General features: G+C 64.6%; 14 protein-coding genes and 2 tRNA genes. 13 read left to right on the top strand and 3 right to left on the bottom strand.

All coding sequences use genetic code 11. From position 1 onward, the window contains the following. Nucleotides 1-43 precede the first annotated feature (43 nt). From B3T59_RS14105 to B3T59_RS14095, 3 genes are all read right to left on the bottom strand, one after another. A complete protein-coding gene (locus tag B3T59_RS14105) occupies nucleotides 44-751 on the bottom strand; it encodes a L,D-transpeptidase (protein ID WP_005207746.1) in 708 nt (235 codons plus the stop codon). 249 nt (nucleotides 752-1,000) lie between these two features. Next, the gene (locus B3T59_RS14100; protein ID WP_082965435.1) at nucleotides 1,001-1,198 is read right to left on the bottom strand and encodes a hypothetical protein; all 198 of its coding nucleotides are present in this window, start codon (nucleotides 1,196-1,198) and stop codon (nucleotides 1,001-1,003) included. 163 nt (nucleotides 1,199-1,361) lie between these two features. Further along, a tRNA-Gly gene (locus tag B3T59_RS14095) sits at nucleotides 1,362-1,432 on the bottom strand. 270 nt (nucleotides 1,433-1,702) lie between these two features. Between B3T59_RS14095 and B3T59_RS14090 the strand changes: the two genes are divergently transcribed. The 13 genes from B3T59_RS14090 to B3T59_RS14030 form a co-directional block, all read left to right on the top strand. Next, nucleotides 1,703-1,776: transfer RNA gene (locus B3T59_RS14090), tRNA-Pro, on the top strand. Between the two features lie 42 nt (nucleotides 1,777-1,818). After that, nucleotides 1,819-3,216 carry a trigger factor gene (gene tig / locus B3T59_RS14085; protein ID WP_287003897.1) on the top strand — a complete coding sequence of 466 codons (1,398 nt, stop codon included), beginning with the start codon at nucleotides 1,819-1,821 and terminating at the stop codon, nucleotides 3,214-3,216. 269 nt (nucleotides 3,217-3,485) lie between these two features. Further along, nucleotides 3,486-4,091, top strand: a complete 606-nt coding sequence (locus B3T59_RS14080) for an ATP-dependent Clp protease proteolytic subunit (protein WP_287003896.1) — start codon at nucleotides 3,486-3,488, stop codon at nucleotides 4,089-4,091. A 60-nt stretch (nucleotides 4,092-4,151) separates the two neighbouring features. Next, on the top strand, nucleotides 4,152-4,841 hold the full coding sequence (locus B3T59_RS14075; protein WP_005207743.1) for an ATP-dependent Clp protease proteolytic subunit: 690 nt from the start codon (nucleotides 4,152-4,154) through the stop codon (nucleotides 4,839-4,841). Between the two features lie 355 nt (nucleotides 4,842-5,196). Next, on the top strand, nucleotides 5,197-6,477 hold the full coding sequence (gene clpX, locus B3T59_RS14070) for an ATP-dependent Clp protease ATP-binding subunit ClpX (protein WP_064863244.1): 1,281 nt from the start codon (nucleotides 5,197-5,199) through the stop codon (nucleotides 6,475-6,477). Nucleotides 6,478-6,604: 127 nt separating this feature from the next. Further along, nucleotides 6,605-7,240 (top strand): molybdenum cofactor guanylyltransferase, encoded by a 636-nt coding sequence (gene mobA, locus B3T59_RS14065; RefSeq protein WP_039855223.1) that lies wholly within the window; start codon nucleotides 6,605-6,607, stop codon nucleotides 7,238-7,240. 78 nt (nucleotides 7,241-7,318) lie between these two features. Then, nucleotides 7,319-9,967, top strand: coding sequence for a valine--tRNA ligase (locus tag B3T59_RS14060; protein WP_287003892.1), 2,649 nt, complete (start codon nucleotides 7,319-7,321; stop codon nucleotides 9,965-9,967). Between the two features lie 197 nt (nucleotides 9,968-10,164). Then, entirely contained in the window at nucleotides 10,165-11,610 is a 1,446-nt protein-coding gene (gene folC, locus B3T59_RS14055) for a bifunctional tetrahydrofolate synthase/dihydrofolate synthase (protein ID WP_287003905.1), read from the top strand. Continuing rightward, nucleotides 11,607-12,038 (top strand): DUF4233 domain-containing protein, encoded by a 432-nt coding sequence (locus B3T59_RS14050; RefSeq protein WP_287003890.1) that lies wholly within the window; start codon nucleotides 11,607-11,609, stop codon nucleotides 12,036-12,038. The genes folC and B3T59_RS14050 overlap by 4 nt, the downstream gene beginning before the upstream one ends. A gap of 100 nt (nucleotides 12,039-12,138) precedes the next feature. Continuing rightward, a complete protein-coding gene (locus tag B3T59_RS14045; RefSeq protein WP_287003888.1) occupies nucleotides 12,139-13,032 on the top strand; it encodes an undecaprenyl-diphosphate phosphatase in 894 nt (297 codons plus the stop codon). A gap of 267 nt (nucleotides 13,033-13,299) precedes the next feature. Then, nucleotides 13,300-13,812, top strand: coding sequence for a hypothetical protein (locus tag B3T59_RS14040; protein ID WP_287003886.1), 513 nt, complete (start codon nucleotides 13,300-13,302; stop codon nucleotides 13,810-13,812). 93 nt (nucleotides 13,813-13,905) lie between these two features. After that, nucleotides 13,906-14,322 carry a nucleoside-diphosphate kinase gene (gene ndk / locus B3T59_RS14035; RefSeq protein WP_039855220.1) on the top strand — a complete coding sequence of 139 codons (417 nt, stop codon included), beginning with the start codon at nucleotides 13,906-13,908 and terminating at the stop codon, nucleotides 14,320-14,322. Nucleotides 14,323-14,774: 452 nt separating this feature from the next. After that, the coding region (locus B3T59_RS14030; RefSeq protein WP_287003884.1) for a translation initiation factor IF-2 N-terminal domain-containing protein at nucleotides 14,775-16,531 on the top strand (1,757 nt) is incomplete at its 3' end.

Genomic DNA, 16,531 nt, shown 5'->3' with positions numbered 1-16,531 from the left:
ACCGGGAGCCTCTCTCGTGTCTTGAGTAAGTCAGATGGGCAGATCAGTTGCCGTCGTACTGGCCACCGACAGTGCCGCGGACCACGATCGGGGTGCCCTGCGGGATGGTGTCGTAGACCCACTTGCCGTTCTCGGTGCTGATGTTGATGCAACCGTGGCTGACGTTGCTGTTGCCCTGCTGAGCGACCGACCAGGGTGCGGCGTGGATGAAGATGCCGTCGCCCGACATGCGGGTCGCCCAGTCGACGTCGGTGCGGTAGCCCTCGGGTGAGTCGACCGGAACGCCGTAGGTCGAGGAGTCCATCACGATGTGCTGGTACTTCTCACGGGTGTGGTAGACGCCGTTCGGAGTCGGATGCGCGTTGGATCCCATGGAGATCGGCATCTTCTTGACGAACTTGCCGTCCTTCCACCAGTAGATGGTGTGATCGCCGTCGGTTGCCAGCGCGATCCACCCGGTCGAGGTCTTGACGTTGGGAATCGCGGGAACGCCGGGGGTCTCCTGCGTGGTGGTAGGAGGAGGCGTGGTGGTCTTGGGAGCCGGCGCAGGAGTTGTCTGCTTGGGCGGAGTCGGCAGTCCCGGGATGTTGTCGGGGACCTCGACAGGCGGCAGCCCCGGCACGACGGTGACTGGCGTGGCCTGGGCGATGCCCGGCGCGGCAAGTGCAACGGCGAAGACGCCGATGACAGCTGCGATGAGCCCACGGACGACGCTCTTACGGCGACGATGGGACGACGTTGTGTTCAGCACGGGAGTTCGCAAACCTTCGCTCTCGGGACAGTACGGGCGCACCCCCCCCGAGGCGCCGCGACCATCGTTACACAACCGTTGTCTTCCCTTCAAAGGCAAACGCGTACGACGCCCCATTGTGGTGTCACATCGGTGCTTCGCGAACGTAAAAGGGGAGGTCGGCGGATAGGCCATCGTCTTATGTGACACCGGTCACATTTCATCCGAATCGGCAACCCGAAGGTCTCGAAGAGGCTGCGGCTCCGCGCATTACGCCGGCTGGCTCTGGTTATCCGGGTGTTCGGTCTTGAGGTGAAGCGCAGGTTGTGAGCATCCCTCGTTGCGGCAGACGAGCATGGCGTCGACGCGTGGAGTGCCGCTCTCCGACGTCGTCACGTCGCGGCGGACGAACAGCGGTGCGCCGCAGGTAGAGCACCTGCGCGGAGTCTTGGAGTAGCTGGAGGACATAGAGCAAGGTTACACCCGAATGTGGCGTGGATCACATTCGCTGTGTGGACGAGTGTGTCGGTGCTGGGTTGTCGATGCTCGACGGGAGTTGCGAACCCGAACGTTGATGGAAAAGAAGATGGAAAAGAAAAGGTCAGAGGGAAAAACCCTCTGACCTCATCGGAGCGGGTGACGGGAATCGAACCCGCGTAGCTAGTTTGGAAGACTAGGGCTCTACCATTGAGCTACACCCGCGTGCTGTCGCCGAGCGGCAGCGCATGTGACTGTACCCAATGAGTGGTTCGGAATCGAAATCGCCTGGACGACCGGGTGTCACGTAAGGGTTCCCAGGGGCCGAGTGGCTCCGAATTCACATGTCCGCGGCTCGGCACACATACGTCGTCGAGGACCGGATTCGGTTACTCAACAGGGGCCACGTACTATCTTCTGTTGGCCCTGCTCGTCAGGGAACCGATGGCTCTCAACACGGGTCATCGGGGCCGCGGTGAGGTGTACCGAGGCCACCGGGATGTGGCGCAGCTTGGTAGCGCATCCGCTTTGGGAGCGGAGGGTCGCAGGTTCGAATCCTGTCATCCCGACAGATCAGGACGTACGCACGTACACATAAGGAGCATTGAGGCGTGAAGAGCACCGTCGAGCAACTCAGCCCGACCCGAGTGAAGCTCAATGTCGAAGTACCGTTCGAGGAACTCTCGGGCGACTTCGACCGGGCATACCGCTCGCTGGCACAGCAGATCCGTATCCCGGGCTTCCGTCCGGGCAAGGCGCCGGCGAAGTTGATCGAGGCTCGGGTCGGTCGCGACTCGATCCTCGCGCAGGTCGTCAACGACGCCCTTCCGGGCAAGTACTCAGAAGCGGTTGCCGAGACCGAGACCAAGGCGATCGGCCAGCCCGAGATCGACCTGTCCGAGCTCAAGTACGGCGAGAGCATCAGCTTCACCGCTGAGGTCGACGTCCGGCCGGAGATCGAGCTTCCCGACTATTCGACGCTTGCGGTCGAGGTCGACGCCGTCGCCGACGACGAGGACGCGGTGAACGAGCAGCTCGAGGGGCTGCGCGGCCGATTCGGCACGCTCAAGGGCGTCGAGCGCGCCGTCGAGAACGGCGACCACGTCTCGATCGACCTGTCGGCGACCGTCGACGGCGAGAACGTCGAGGACGCGTCGACCGAAGGGCTGTCGCACGAGGTCGGCTCGGGTCAGTTGATCGACGGACTCGACGAGGCTCTCGTCGGTCTGAAGGCCGGCGAGTCGACGACCTTCACCACGAAGCTCGTTGCCGGCGAGCATGCCGGAGCCGACGCCGAGGTCACCGTTACGGTGAACTCGGTCAAGGAGCGCGAGCTGCCCGAACTCGACGACGAGTTCGCCCAGATGGCGTCCGAGTTCGACACCGTTGACGAGCTGCGCGAGTCGATCGTCGAGCGCGTCGAGCAGTCGAAGCGATTCGATCAGGCCAATGCTGTTCGCGACGCCGTACTCGACAAGCTCCTCGACACCGTCGAGATCCCGTTGCCGGAGAACGTCGTGCAGGCCGAGGTCGACGGACAGCTCGAGCAGGTGCTGCACAGCATCGGCCACGACGACGCGGTCTTCGAGCAGTTGCTCGAGGCGCAGGGCACCACGCGTGAGGAGTTCGAGAACAATGCTCGCGAATCGGCCGAGAAGTCGGTCCGCACGCAGTTGCTTCTCGACGCCATCGCCGAGCAGCAGGAGACCGAGGTCAGCCAGGACGAGCTGACCCAGCAGATCCTGTTCCAGGCGCAGCGTTACGGGATGGCTCCGCAGGAGTTCATCCAGCAGCTCACCCAGGCCAATCAGGTTGGCGCGGTGTACGCCGACGTTCGCCGCGGCAAGGCGCTCGCAGGCATCGTCGACGAGGTCACCGTGACCGACTCCGACGGCAACACCGTCGACACCACGGAGTTCTTCGGTGGTGGCGCCGACGACGCCGAAGCCGATGCGGACGATTCGACCACTGACGAGTCGGGCACGGACAAGAAAGACTCCGACGCCTGACTTTTAGACGCAGGACGTGACAGCCGGATACTGGGCCATGCCCGGGTCCGGCTGTTCTGCTCTCAGCGAATAGGGGCGTCAAGGGCGGTGTCGGGCCCCTTCGATTGACTACTGTCGGTGAGGACGATCCCGAGTGAGCGAGATCGACAGGGCATGCCATCGACAGGTCGCGCCCGGTCATCATCAACTCGAGATCAACAAGCACACGGGCCCCGGGTCAGCCGGGGCGCGGACAAGACAGACCACAAACGACAGACAAGGTGGGAACCGTGAGCAAGCCGACCATTTACACACCCTCGATGAGTTCAGGGGTCGCTGGGCTGAACCTGAGCGACTCGGTGTTCGAGCGGCTGCTGCGAGAGCGAATCATCTTCCTGGGCACCCAGGTCGACGACGACATCGCCAACCGGCTGTGCGCGCAGATCCTGTTGCTCGCCGCCGAGGACCCCACGCGAGACATCCACATGTACATCAACTCGCCCGGCGGCTCGGTGACCGCGGGTATGGCGATCTTCGACACGATGGAACTCGCCGAGTGCGACATCGCCACCTACGCGATGGGCCTCGCGGCGTCGATGGGTCAGTTCCTCCTCACCGCAGGCGCCAAGGGCAAGCGCTACGCACTGCCGCACGCACGCATCATGATGCACCAGCCGTCCGCGGGTATCGGTGGTACCGCTGCCGATATCGCGATTCAGGCCGAGCAGTTCGCGACGATCAAGAAGCAGATGAACGAGCTGAACGCCGAGCACACCGGTCAGGCGGTGGAGCAGATCGAGGCTGACGCCGATCGCGACAAGTGGTTCACCGCAGAGGCGGCCAGGGACTACGGCCTCGTCGACCACGTGATCTCGCGCGCCAGCCAGGCGTCGTAGATCGTCAGCGATCAACCACAGTCGAGTTCACCCGTCACCTCACACTTCACGGAGCAGACCATGACCAACATGTACGACTCGCTGCCGGCCGACGTCGCCGCAGGGATTCCCGCTTCGGCCCTCGCGCTGAAGAACATCGAAATGCGTTACATCCTCCCGCAGTTCATCGAGCACACCCCCAACGGTCAGCGTCAGTACGACCCATACGCGAAGCTGTTCGAAGAGCGCATCGTGTTCGTCGGAACGCCGATCGACCAGACGGTCGCCAACGACGTCATGGCGCAGTTGCTGGTTCTCGAATCGCAGGACCCCGACCGCGACATCACCATGTACATCAACTCGCCGGGCGGCAGCGTGCCCGACATGCTCGCGATCTACGACACGATGCAGTATGTCCACTGCGACATCGTGACCGTCTGCCTCGGAGAGGCGGCGTCGGCTGCAGCGATCCTGCTCGCGGGCGGTAGCCCCGGAAAGCGTGCGGCGTTGCCGAACGCGACCATTCTGATCCACCAGCCGCGTACGGGTGGAGCGTTCCAGGGTCAGGTGTCGGATCTCGAGATCCAGGCCGCCGAGATCGAGCGCATCCGCAACCGGCTCGACGAGATCCTCGCGGGTCACACCGGCCAGTCCAAGGAGAAGATCCGCAAGGACACCGACCGTGACAACATCCTCACCGCCGACCAGGCGAAGGAATACGGGATCGTGGACGAGGTGTTCGAGTACCGCAAGAAGTCGATGAAGAAGTAGCGACACACCCCTCGGGGTTCCCCGACGACGGTGCGGCACAGGGTGCATGCTTGAGTGCCGCACCGCGGGGGCGGGAGGTTGTCGGGGGTCGGTCGGATTTCGATCGCGACATTTGCTCTTATCGGTCGAAGTTATGTCGACACGCGGGTACCGTCGTGATATCGGACGATCCTGCCAGGCGATGGTCCGCATCCGACTGCCCCGGTACGAGGTCTGCGACGACGGTACGAGTTCAACGCGACACGATCCAGACGACGACGATCCAGACGACGACGATCCAGACGACGATCAGACCGACACGATTCATACGACGACACGGCAGCACGGCAAGCAAGGGAAGTAGGTACGGCGCGAGATGGCACGAATCGGAGACGGTGGCGATCTGCTGAAGTGCTCGTTCTGTGGAAAGAGCCAGAAGCAGGTCAAGAAGCTCATTGCTGGACCCGGCGTGTACATCTGCGACGAGTGCATCGACCTGTGCAACGAGATCATCGAGGAAGAACTCGCCGAGAACGGCGACGTGAAGCTCGACGAACTGCCCAAGCCGGCAGAGATCCGCGACTTCCTCGAGAATTACGTCATCGGTCAGGACACGGCCAAGCGCACGCTCGCGGTTGCTGTGTACAACCACTACAAGCGAATTCAGGCAGGGGAGAAGAAGGACTCGCGCACCGGCGAGGTCGTCGAACTCGCCAAGTCGAATATCTTGATGCTCGGCCCAACCGGCTGCGGCAAGACCTACCTCGCGCAGACGCTCGCCAAGATGCTCAACGTGCCGTTCGCCATCGCCGACGCCACCGCGCTCACCGAGGCCGGTTATGTCGGTGAGGACGTCGAGAACATTCTCCTCAAGCTGATCCAGGCCGCCGACTACGACGTCAAGCGCGCCGAGACCGGCATCATCTACATCGACGAGGTCGACAAGATCGCCCGCAAGAGCGAGAACCCGTCGATCACTCGCGACGTCTCCGGCGAAGGTGTGCAGCAGGCGCTCCTCAAGATCCTCGAGGGCACGCAGGCCTCTGTGCCGCCGCAGGGTGGCCGCAAGCATCCTCACCAAGAGTTCATCCAGATCGACACGACCAACGTGTTGTTCATCGTCGCGGGAGCATTCGCGGGACTCGAGAAGATCATCTCCGAGCGAATCGGGAAGCGCGGCATCGGTTTCGGCAATGAAGTGGCGAGTCGGGCCGAGGTCGACACGAGCGATCATTTCGCCGATGTCATGCCAGAGGATCTCATCAAGTTCGGTCTGATCCCCGAGTTCATCGGACGTCTGCCGATGATCGCGTCGGTGACGAATCTCGACAAGGAATCACTTGTCTCGATCCTGTCGGAACCGAAGAACGCGCTGGTGAAGCAGTACACAAAGCTCTTCGACATGGACGACGTCGAGCTGGAGTTCACGCAGGATGCGTTGGAGGCAGTCGCCGACCAGGCTATCCATCGCGGCACGGGTGCACGTGGGCTCCGCGCCATCATGGAGGAAGTGTTGCTTCCGGTCATGTACGACATCCCGAGCCGCGACGACGTCGAGAAGGTTGTGGTGACCGCGGAGACGGTCAATGACAACGTGCTGCCGACGATCGTGCCGCGGTCCGACACGTCTGCCGAGCGTCGCGACAAGAGCGCCTGACACCGCAGCAACTTTCTGACACGCGGGCCCCATCTGGACACAGACGGGGCCCGCGTGTCGTCGTCTTGCAGCCTCGCGTTTTGTCGTCTTCCAGACGGTGACACCGGGGGTGGTACAGACTGGTCAGATGACACTCACCGAACATCAGATCGCCGGAATCGTATTGGCGGGTGGCCGTTCACGCCGCATGGGCAGTGACAAGGCGGCACTCGATTGGAACGGCGAACCCATGCTCGCGGGTGTCGTGCGCGTGATCTCGCAACGGTGCGAACCGGTATTCGTCGTGGCCCCGGAGGACTCGGCGGCCTATCGGTTGCTGCACGGTACCGGCGGCCCGGAAGCGGTGTGGGTGACCGACGAGCAGCCCGGCGCCGGTCCGTTGGCGGGCCTCGCCGTCGGACTGGCTGCTGCTCGCGAAGCCGGCCGTTCGCACGCGTTCGTGTCGGCGACCGACATGCCGCTCATCGAGCCGGGCCTGATCGATGAACTGAGTCAGGCGGTGACCGACTCCGCGGGTGCTGTCGTCGCCCACGACGCCGAACGCGACCATCCCATGGCGGCCATCTACCGCACCGACGCTGCCGACGCCATCGGCCAACTCGTCGCGACGGGGGAGCGTCGAATGACAGCGGCCCTCGACGCCCTGGCGACCTATCGGGTCACCGTCTCGGACCCCCTGTGGCTGACCAATGTGAACTCTCCGGAAGATGTCCACCGAGTGCGGGTTTCGGCCGACGCCGCGCGTGCCGAAGCGATCGGCTGAGGCGCGACTGAAAGGCTGCATGAGGAGACAGTCGGAGACGGTGTGAAGAGCGACGACGGCGTTCCCTAAGATTGAAGGGTGACCGACTCGACGCCTGCACTGCCGAAATCCTGGGACCCCGCCGACCACGAGTCGAAGCTCTACCAGGGCTGGGTTGATGCCGGGTACTTCACTCCGGATGCTTCCAGCGACAAACCCGCGTACTCCATCGTCATCCCACCGCCCAATGTCAACGGGTCGCTGCACATGGGGCACGCGTACGAGCACGTCCTGATGGACGCGTTGACCCGCCGCGCACGCATGCAGGGTTTCGAGACGCTGTGGCTGCCCGGCATGGACCACGCCGCCATTGCGATGCAGACCATGGTCGAGCGCAAACTAGCTGCCGAGGGACTCACCCGCGACGATCTCGGTCGCGATGCCTTCATCGAGCGGGTCTGGCAGGAGAAGGCCGAGATCAGCGGCAACATCGGGGAGCAGATGCGCCGACTCGGCGACGGCGTCGACTGGACCCGTGAACGCTTCACCATGGACGGGGGCCTGTCCCGAGCAGTCCAGACCGTCTTCAAGAAGATGTACGACGACGGGCTGATCTACCAGGCTGAGCGTCTCGTCAACTGGTCGCCGGTGCTCAAGACCGCGGTCAGCGACATCGAGGTCAGCTACGCCGACGTCGAGGGCGAGCTCGTCAGCTTCCGCTACGGGTCGCTCGACGACTCCGAGCCTCACATCGTCGTTGCGACGACTCGAATGGAGACGATGCTCGGCGACACGGCGATCGCTGTGCATCCCGACGACGAACGGTATGCCGCCCTCGTCGGAACCGAACTCGAGCATCCGTTCCTCGATCGCAAGATCCCGGTCATCGCCGACGACTATGTCGACCCCGAATTCGGTACCGGCGCAGTCAAGATCACCCCCGCGCACGACCCGAACGACTTCGCGGTCGGTGCCCGACATGATCTGCCCATGCCGACGATCATGGACGAAGAAGCCCGCATCGCCGACACTGGAACGCAATTCGACGGTATGGACCGCTTCGAGGCGCGGGTCAAGATCCGTGAGGCGCTCGCCGCGCAGGGCCGCATCGTGAAGGAGGTCCGGCCGTACCTGCACAGCGTCGGACATTCAGAACGGACCGGCGAGCCGATCGAGCCACGGCTGTCGATGCAGTGGTGGGTCGCGGTCGAGTCGCTGGCGAAAGCCGCGGGCGATGCCGTGCGTGACGGATCGACGGTCATCCATCCGAAGTCGATGGAGCCGCGCTGGTTCGCCTGGGTCGACGACATGCACGACTGGTGCATCTCGCGCCAGCTCTGGTGGGGTCACCGCATCCCGATCTGGTACGGCCCCGACGGTGAGGTCGTCTGCGTCGGACCGGACGAGCAGGCGCCCGAGGGCTATGTGCAGGAGACCGACGTGCTCGACACATGGTTCTCGTCGGGACTGTGGCCGTTCTCGACGCTCGGCTGGCCGGAAGACACCCCTGACTTCGAGAAGTTCTATCCCAACTCGGTACTCGTCACCGGTTACGACATCCTGTTCTTCTGGGTCGCCCGGATGATGATGTTCGGCACCTATATCGGCAAGGATCTCGACGCCGACAAGAAGGTGCCGTTCCACAACCTGTTCCTGCACGGACTCGTGCGCGACGAGCACGGCCGAAAGATGTCGAAGTCGCGCGGCAACGGCATCGATCCCCTCGACTGGGTCGACCGGTTCGGCGCCGACGCACTGCGTTTCACACTTGCCCGTGGCGCGAACCCCGGGTCGGACATCTCCGTCGGCGAGGACCACGCACAGTCGTCGCGCAACTTCGCGACCAAGCTGTACAACGCCACCAAGTTCGCCCTGATGAACGGTGCGCAGGCGCCCGCGGAGGGCGAACTGCCCGATGCCGCTGACCTGACCGTCGCCGACCGCTGGATTCTCGGGCGCCTCGACGAGGTTCTCGCTGAGGTCGACGCCGGATTCGAATCGTACGAGTTCTCCAAGGCGTGCGAGGCGCTCTATCACTTCGCGTGGGACGAGGTCTGTGACTGGTACCTCGAGCTCGCGAAAGTGCAGTTCGCGCAAAATGATTCGCAGCGCTCGCGGTCGACGGCGCTGGTGCTCGGCGCCGTCCTCGACCCGCTCCTGCGCGCGTTGTCGCCGGTCATGCCGTTTGTCACCGAGGTGTTGTGGAAGACGTTGACCGGTGGAGAGTCCGTGGTGATCGCATCGTGGCCGACTCGGTCAGGGCGTCCGGCCGACGCCGCTGCGGCAACCGAAGTCGGCGACCTCCAGCGACTGATCACCGAGGTTCGACGCTTCCGCAGCGACCAGGGACTCCGGCCGGGGCAACGGGTCGCGGCCGAGATCGACGGTCTCGATGCCGCGGGACTGTCCGACGTGCGGCCCTATCTCGACTCACTCGCGCGTCTCGACGGTGCAGGCGACGACTTCTCCGCGACCGCCACGGTCGACGTCCGGCTGTCGTCGGCGACCGTCACCGTCCGGATCGACACCTCCGGCACGGTCGATATCGAGGCCGAACGTAAACGTGCGGCCAAAGACCTCGCCGCCGCGGAAAAAGAACTCGCACAGACGACGGCCAAGCTCGGAAACGAGCAGTTCCTCGCGAAGGCTCCCGACAACGTCGTCGCCAAGATCCGGGAACGGCAGCAGGTCGCGACCGAAGAAGTCGAGCGGCTCGGGGCGAAACTGGCATCGCTGGGCGGGTCATGAGTTCGCGCGACGGCCGGTCAGGCCGGGGAGACGACGACTACTCCCAAGACACGGACTCCCCAGACACGGACTCCCCGGACAGGGACTCCCCAGACAGGGACTTCTCAGACGGGGACTACCTGGAAGATGACGGAGAACCGGTCTTCACCTCGGCAGACTTCGCCGGCTACGAGGACGGCGACGTCGAGCCCGACCCGATGAATCTCGGTTCGCTCCTCGGCGACGACCTCGACGACACCCCGATCATCGTCGTCGACAGTCCGTCGGATCTCGCCGAGCTCGCCGAGTTGGAGAACGAACTCGACACGCGGTGGCCGGAAACGCGGATCGAGCCGTCGCTCACCCGTATCGCGGCGTTGATGGATCTGCTGGGGTCACCCCAGCACGCCTACCCCGCGATCCACATCGCGGGCACGAACGGCAAGACGTCGGTCACTCGGATGGTCGACGCGCTGATGGTCGCGCTGCATCGACGCTCCGGTCGGTACACCAGTCCGCACCTGCAGCGGGTCACCGAGCGGATCGCCGTCGACGGCCGCCCGATCTCGGCGCGCGACTTCATCGACACCTACCGCGATATCGAGCCGTACATCACGATGGTCGACGATTCGTCGACAGCCGCCGACGGTCCGCGCATGAGCAAGTTCGAGGTGCTCACCGCCATCGCGTTCGCGTACTTCGCCGAGGCGCCGGTCGACGTCGCCGTGGTCGAGACGGGGATGGGCGGGCGCTGGGACGCGACCAACGTCGTCGACGCGACGGTCGCCGTCATCACCCCGATCGCGATGGATCACGCCGACTACCTCGGCGATTCGCTTGCGGCGATCGCAGGGGAGAAGGCCGGGATCATCAAACCCGCCAAAGATGACCTGGTGGTGACCGATCCGGTGACAGTGATCGCGCCGCAGCAGCCGGAGGTGATGGACGTGCTGTTGCGCGAGGCTGTGGCGCAAGACACCGTCGTCGCACGGCAGAACTCCGAGTTCGCTGTCCTCGAATCCGTCACGGCCGTCGGTGGGCAACTACTGCGTCTGCAGGGCCTCGGCGGTGTCTACGACGAGGTCTTCCTTCCGCTGCACGGCGAGCATCAGGCGGCGAATGCGTCGATCGCGCTCGCCGCCGTCGAAGCATTTTTCGGTGCGGGACCGGGCCGCCAACTCGACATCGACGCCGTGCGCGCGGGTTTCGCGGCAGTCAGCAGTCCCGGCCGGCTCGAACGTGTCCGCAGCGCCCCGACCGTCTTCGTCGACGCCGCGCACAATCCACACGGAGCACACGCACTCGCGCACGCACTCACCGAGGAGTTCGACTTCCGACGACTCGTCGGCGTCATCGGCATGCTCGGCGACAAGGATGCCGCGGGGTTCCTCACCGAACTCGAACCGGTACTCGACGCGGTGGTCATCACCAACAACGGCTCGCCGAGAGCCGTCGACGCCGAGGCCCTCGCGGAGACCGCGCGTGAGGTCTTCGGCGAGGAGCGGGTTCACGTCGAACCCTTCCTGCCCGACGCCGTCGAAGCAGCGATCGGACTCGCCGAGGAATCCGACGGCGAACCGGTATCGGGTGCCGGGGTGGTCATCACCGGGTCGGTGGTGACGGCAGGCGCCGGACGAACGCTGTTCGGGAAGGAGCCCGCATGAGTGAATCGGGCAGCAACACACCGGAATCCGCGGCCACGCCCAAGTTCACCGCACCGACGAACGATCCGTGGAAAGGTCTGCGTGGCGTGATGGCGGGCACCATGGTGCTCGAGGTCATCGTCATGATCTTGACGTTCCCGATCGTTGCGCGGGTCGGCAACGGCCTGACCTGGGTGTCGGGGACGTATCTGGGCGTCGTGACGCTGTTGATGGTGCTCGCAGTCGGAATGCAGAAGCGACCACAAGCGCTCAACATCGACCTGGCGCTGCAGGTACTCGTGATCATCGGCGGCGTCTTTCACTGGTCGATCGCGGTGATCGGTGTGATCTTCGGTTGCGTCTGGCTCTACATCCGCTACATCAAGGGCGACGTGCAGCGTCGAATCGACCGCGGTTTGCTCTACGGCCAGGAGCCGATCGAGACCTGATGAACCCGCCGCAATTGTCCGATTAGCGCGCGGCACAACGGATTTCGCTACTGTGGCGTCCCGGGAGACAAGAACTTGTCGACGTTGAGGGGGCGCTGCCGTGACTGACCTGACCTATCCGCAAGCGGCGATTCTCGGGCTCCTGCAGGGCGTCACCGAACTGTTTCCGGTGTCGAGTCTCGGACATTCGATCCTCGTCCCCGCCTGGCTCGGCGGCGACTGGGCGAAACTGGTCACGGAGTCGAAGAGTTCGGGACACACCCCGTTTCTCGCCTTCGTCGTCGCGCTGCACGTCGCAACTGCGCTCGCCCTGATCCTGTTCTACTGGCGGGACTGGGTGCGCATCGTCGCCGGATTCATTCGATCGATCCGTCACCGAAGCGTCGACGACGACAGTGACGCACGCCTCGCGTGGTTGCTCATCGCGGGCACGATTCCGGTCGGTGTCGTGGGATTGATCGCAGAGAAGCCGCTACGCGTGCTGTTCGCGACCCCGCTGGCGGCGGCGATCCTGCTGTTCCTCAACGGTCTCGTGCTTCTCACCACCGAGCTTTTGCGCAGGCGTCGCGATCGCGTCGGGCGGCACGCCGTGGCCCGGCAGGCGCCGGCCCGATCGGTCACCTCACTGTCGATGAAGGAAGGCACGGCAATCGGGTCGGCTCAGATACTCGCGCTTTTCCCGGGGATCTCGCGCTCAGGATCGACGATTTCGGCTGGCCTACTGCGGGGCCTCGATCATGAGGACGCGGCGCACTTCGCATTCCTGCTCGCCACGCCCGTCATCCTTGCCGCCGGGGTGCTCAAGATCCCCGAACTCTTCGGACCGGACGGTCAGGGCATCGGGGGACAGGTACTCGTCGGATCGGTATGTGCGTTCGTCGCCGCCTTCGCGGCCGTCGCATTTCTGGCGAAGTATTTCCACACGCGGACGCTGTATCCGTTCGTGGTCTACTGCCTCGTGGCGGGCGCGATCAGCATCGTGCACTTCGCCTGAGCAGCGTCGACCCGGTTCTGGTACCGATACAGCCAGAAATGTGATGTATGCATCTTTGCATTCTGCGTGTGCTCTGTGACAATGACGAGGCGCAAGCGCCGGGGACAATGACGAGGCGCAAGCGCCGGGGACAATGACGAGGCGCCGGGGAGTAGTCGACGTTCCTTGAAGCCACCAACCGTGGCGAAAACCAACGACGCTTCCTAGCCGATGGCAACGAGGCGTCCCGCACGACGTCGGACACGTCATCACACCGAGAGGAGTCGCGTGACCTTTAGTGCACCGACCACCCATATCAGCCACATCGCAGCGAAGACCTCGCAAAACCTTCGTCTCGCCGCGGCGACAGCCGCCTCGATGGCGCTGGTACCCCTGGGTGTGATCAGCGCGCCGGAGGCAGTGGCCGCTCCCGAAAAGACGACGCCCCAGTCCGTCGCTCCCCAATCGGCGACACCGCAGTCGGTGGCGCCCTCCGACCTTGCGCTCCCGACGCCGGGACCGCCGATGCCTGTTCCCGGTGAGGCGTTCGGCTACATCGCGACGCATGACCTCACCAAGCGCATGGACTCGATGAACCTGCCGCAGGCCGTCGCAGCACTGCCGGTGCCGGATTCCTATCGGCCAGCGAACCTTGCCTTCGCAGGCCAGTTCGACAGGGCGGTGACCGCCGCACTCGCCTCGCCGGGCGGATGCGTCCAGGTGATCATCAACTCGCACACCAGCGCGGGCAATCTCTTTGACTACGGCTTCTTCCCGATCGAGCCCAAATACTGCCCCTGACCGACAAGTAGTGCCCCATCGGAATTGAATATGGTGGGATTCGAATTACGAGGTCGGAGTGGAGTGTGGGCGTCGGGTCGCTACAGTGTGCTCGTGACTGAACGGACTCTGGTACTCATCAAGCCCGACGGCGTTTCGCGTTCGCTCGTCGGCGACATCCTCGCCCGCATCGAGCGCAAAGGCCTGACCTTCGCGGCACTCGAGCTCAAAAACGTCAGCGACGACCTCGCGGCCAAGCACTACGCGGAGCATGAGGGCAAGCCCTTCTACCCGTCGTTGGTCGAGTTCATCACGTCGGGTCCGCTGGTCGCCGCCGTGCTGGAGGGGCCGCGAGCTGTCGCCGCATTCCGCCAGATCGCGGGCGGAACCGACCCCGTGGAGAAGGCCGTGCCAGGTACGATTCGCGGCGACTACGCGCTGAGCACTCAGTACAACCTGGTCCACGGATCGGACTCGCCGGAATCGGCCGAGCGTGAGATCGCGCTCTGGTTTCCCGCGCTGACCGACTGAGAAAGACCCCGCGTATTCCAGCGCGCGTCGGCGGTTGTCAAGCCGCTGACGCGCGCTTTATCGCATAGTTTGCGGGATACGTCGCACCGTGTGGGATACTTGCTTGGTTATCGCGAACACACTCTGCTCGTGATGACGACGATGGCGTTCGGCGTCGGACACCGCAGTGGAGATTGTTGCCAGTGGCAGCGATCCGCACAGCACACGTTCGGCAGATCGCTTTCCCCATCGACGTCGGGAACAGACCCGACGGGGCGGTTCAGACCGCCACGCGTGGCGTGGAAGGCATGACGGACCTCATCACCCAGCAAGAGCGCAACCTGCGGACTCCGGACAACGGAACACCAGGAGCGCGGAGACCATATAACACCGGTCCGCACAGGACCGGGACACACGAGAGACCCCCGCGTGGCCGCCGACATTGTCGCGCCCGGGGGTTCAAGGAGACATCAGTGACCGACAACGGGTCGCCGATCGACGCGAACGCTGCGTCAGGCTCGGCGGAGGATTTTCCCAGCAAGCTTCGGGTGCACGCGCTGGCGCGCACGCTCGGCCTCACGAGTAGGCAGGTGCTCGCGCACCTCGCGGAACTGGGCTGGCCCAGCCGAAGTGCTCAATCGAGCGTCGAGCGCAGCATGGCTCAGGCCGTCGCCGACCGTGTACGCAACGACGTCGAGGTCGACGACACCGCCGTACCCGTCGACGAGGCGGCGCCCGCCACCGAGGAGCAGGCCAAGGCAACTCAACCGACAGAGCCTGCCGAAGTGTCTGACCAGGGTGAACCTGCGGGCGTGACCGAGGCCGTCGACGCTGCACCAGCACCCGATGCACCAGCATCCGACGCACCCGAAGCTGAGGTGCCAGGAGCCGAGTTGCCAGGAGTGGCGGCGTCGCAGCCGTCCGCCCCCGCAGAGGTCGCCGACGTCGAGCAGAGCGCAGAGTCGCATGCGTCGCACACGCATTCGCTCTTCTCCGCGATCGAGACCGAGAAGCCGCACGTCGCGTCACCTGCCGAAGAGATCGCGGCCAGCCCGCTCTTCCTTCCCCCGCAGCCGGCCGCCGCGTCTGACGCGCCCAGCGGTCGTCACCGCAAGAGCGGCGAGGACGCCACGGCCGACTCTTCGTCGGATGACTCGCAGCGTCGCGCCAACAGCGGTCGACCCACGTCCGAGCCTTCGACGTCTGGTCGTTCGACGCCGAACGCGGCCGACGAGAGTGCCGAGGACTCCGCAGACCCGACCGATAACGAAGGCGCCGACAACGAAGGCGCCGACAACGACAGCTCCGGCGATGAAGGCGGCCGCAATCGTCGACGTCGCCGCGGTCGTCGTGGTCGCGGTCGTGGTCGCGGTGACCAGAACGAGCGTGATCAGAACGACGACACCGACTCCGCGGCGTCTGACGATTCCGACCAGTCGGTTTCCGGTCAGTCCGATTCGGACCAGTCCGACTCCGATCAGTCCAACGCCGATCAATCCAATTCCGATCAGTCGGGCAGCGATCGACCCGCTGGCAAGAAGCGGAAGAAGTCCGGCAAGGGCAAGCCAGCAGAGGGTAAAAACGCTGAAGGCGAGAATCAGGCTGATGGGCGCGGACAGGGTCCGGGCTCGTCCGACGATTCCAACTCCTCGGACGATTCTGCCGACAAGTCCAATGGTCAGGACGCAGACAATAACGCCGACGACTCCGACGATGCCGATTCCGGAGACGGAACGTCGAGCAAGCGCCGCAGGCGCCGTCGTCGCCGTAAGGGTGGAGCCGAATCCGACGACGCGTCGTCGCCCGACGATCCGCCGAACACTGTCGTCCACGAGCGGGAGCCGCGCAGCAAGCGCGCCCGCGACGAGGTGCAGGGGATTTCGGGGTCGACGCGGCTCGAGGCCAAGCGCCAGCGACGTCGCGACGGTCGAGACGCCGGGCGTCGTCGACCACCGATCCTGAGCGAGTCGGAGTTCCTCGCGCGCCGCGAGGCCGTCGACCGCGTGATGGTGGTGCGTGAGCGCAGTGCCAATGTTCGGCTCTCGCAGTCCGACGAGCACGATCACGTCACTCCCGTCGAGGACTACACGCAGGTCGCCGTGCTCGAAGACGGTGTGCTCGTCGAGCACTTCGTCACCACGGAGACGTCGTCGTCGATGGTCGGCAACATCTACATCGGGCGCGTGCAGAACGTGCTGCCCGGCATGGAGGCCGCGTTCGTCGACATCGG

It is taken from the genome of Gordonia sp. UBA7860, assembly GCF_002500165.1.
Lineage (GTDB): Bacteria > Actinomycetota > Actinomycetes > Mycobacteriales > Mycobacteriaceae > Gordonia > Gordonia sputi.
The sequence above is the reverse complement of the archived record's forward strand: the minus strand, read 5'-3'. Positions and strand labels throughout refer to the sequence as shown.

Coding starts and splice junctions, on each gene's coding strand:
- B3T59_RS14100 (WP_082965435.1), bottom strand. CDS start 1,198: ATGTCCTCCAGCTACTCCAAGACTCCGCGCAGGTGCTCTACCTGCGGC.
- B3T59_RS14075 (WP_005207743.1), top strand. CDS start 4,152: ATGACCAACATGTACGACTCGCTGCCGGCCGACGTCGCCGCAGGGATT.
- clpX (WP_064863244.1), top strand. CDS start 5,197: ATGGCACGAATCGGAGACGGTGGCGATCTGCTGAAGTGCTCGTTCTGT.
- mobA (WP_039855223.1), top strand. CDS start 6,605: ATGACACTCACCGAACATCAGATCGCCGGAATCGTATTGGCGGGTGGC.
- folC (WP_287003905.1), top strand. CDS start 10,165: ATGAATCTCGGTTCGCTCCTCGGCGACGACCTCGACGACACCCCGATC.
- B3T59_RS14050 (WP_287003890.1), top strand. CDS start 11,607: ATGAGTGAATCGGGCAGCAACACACCGGAATCCGCGGCCACGCCCAAG.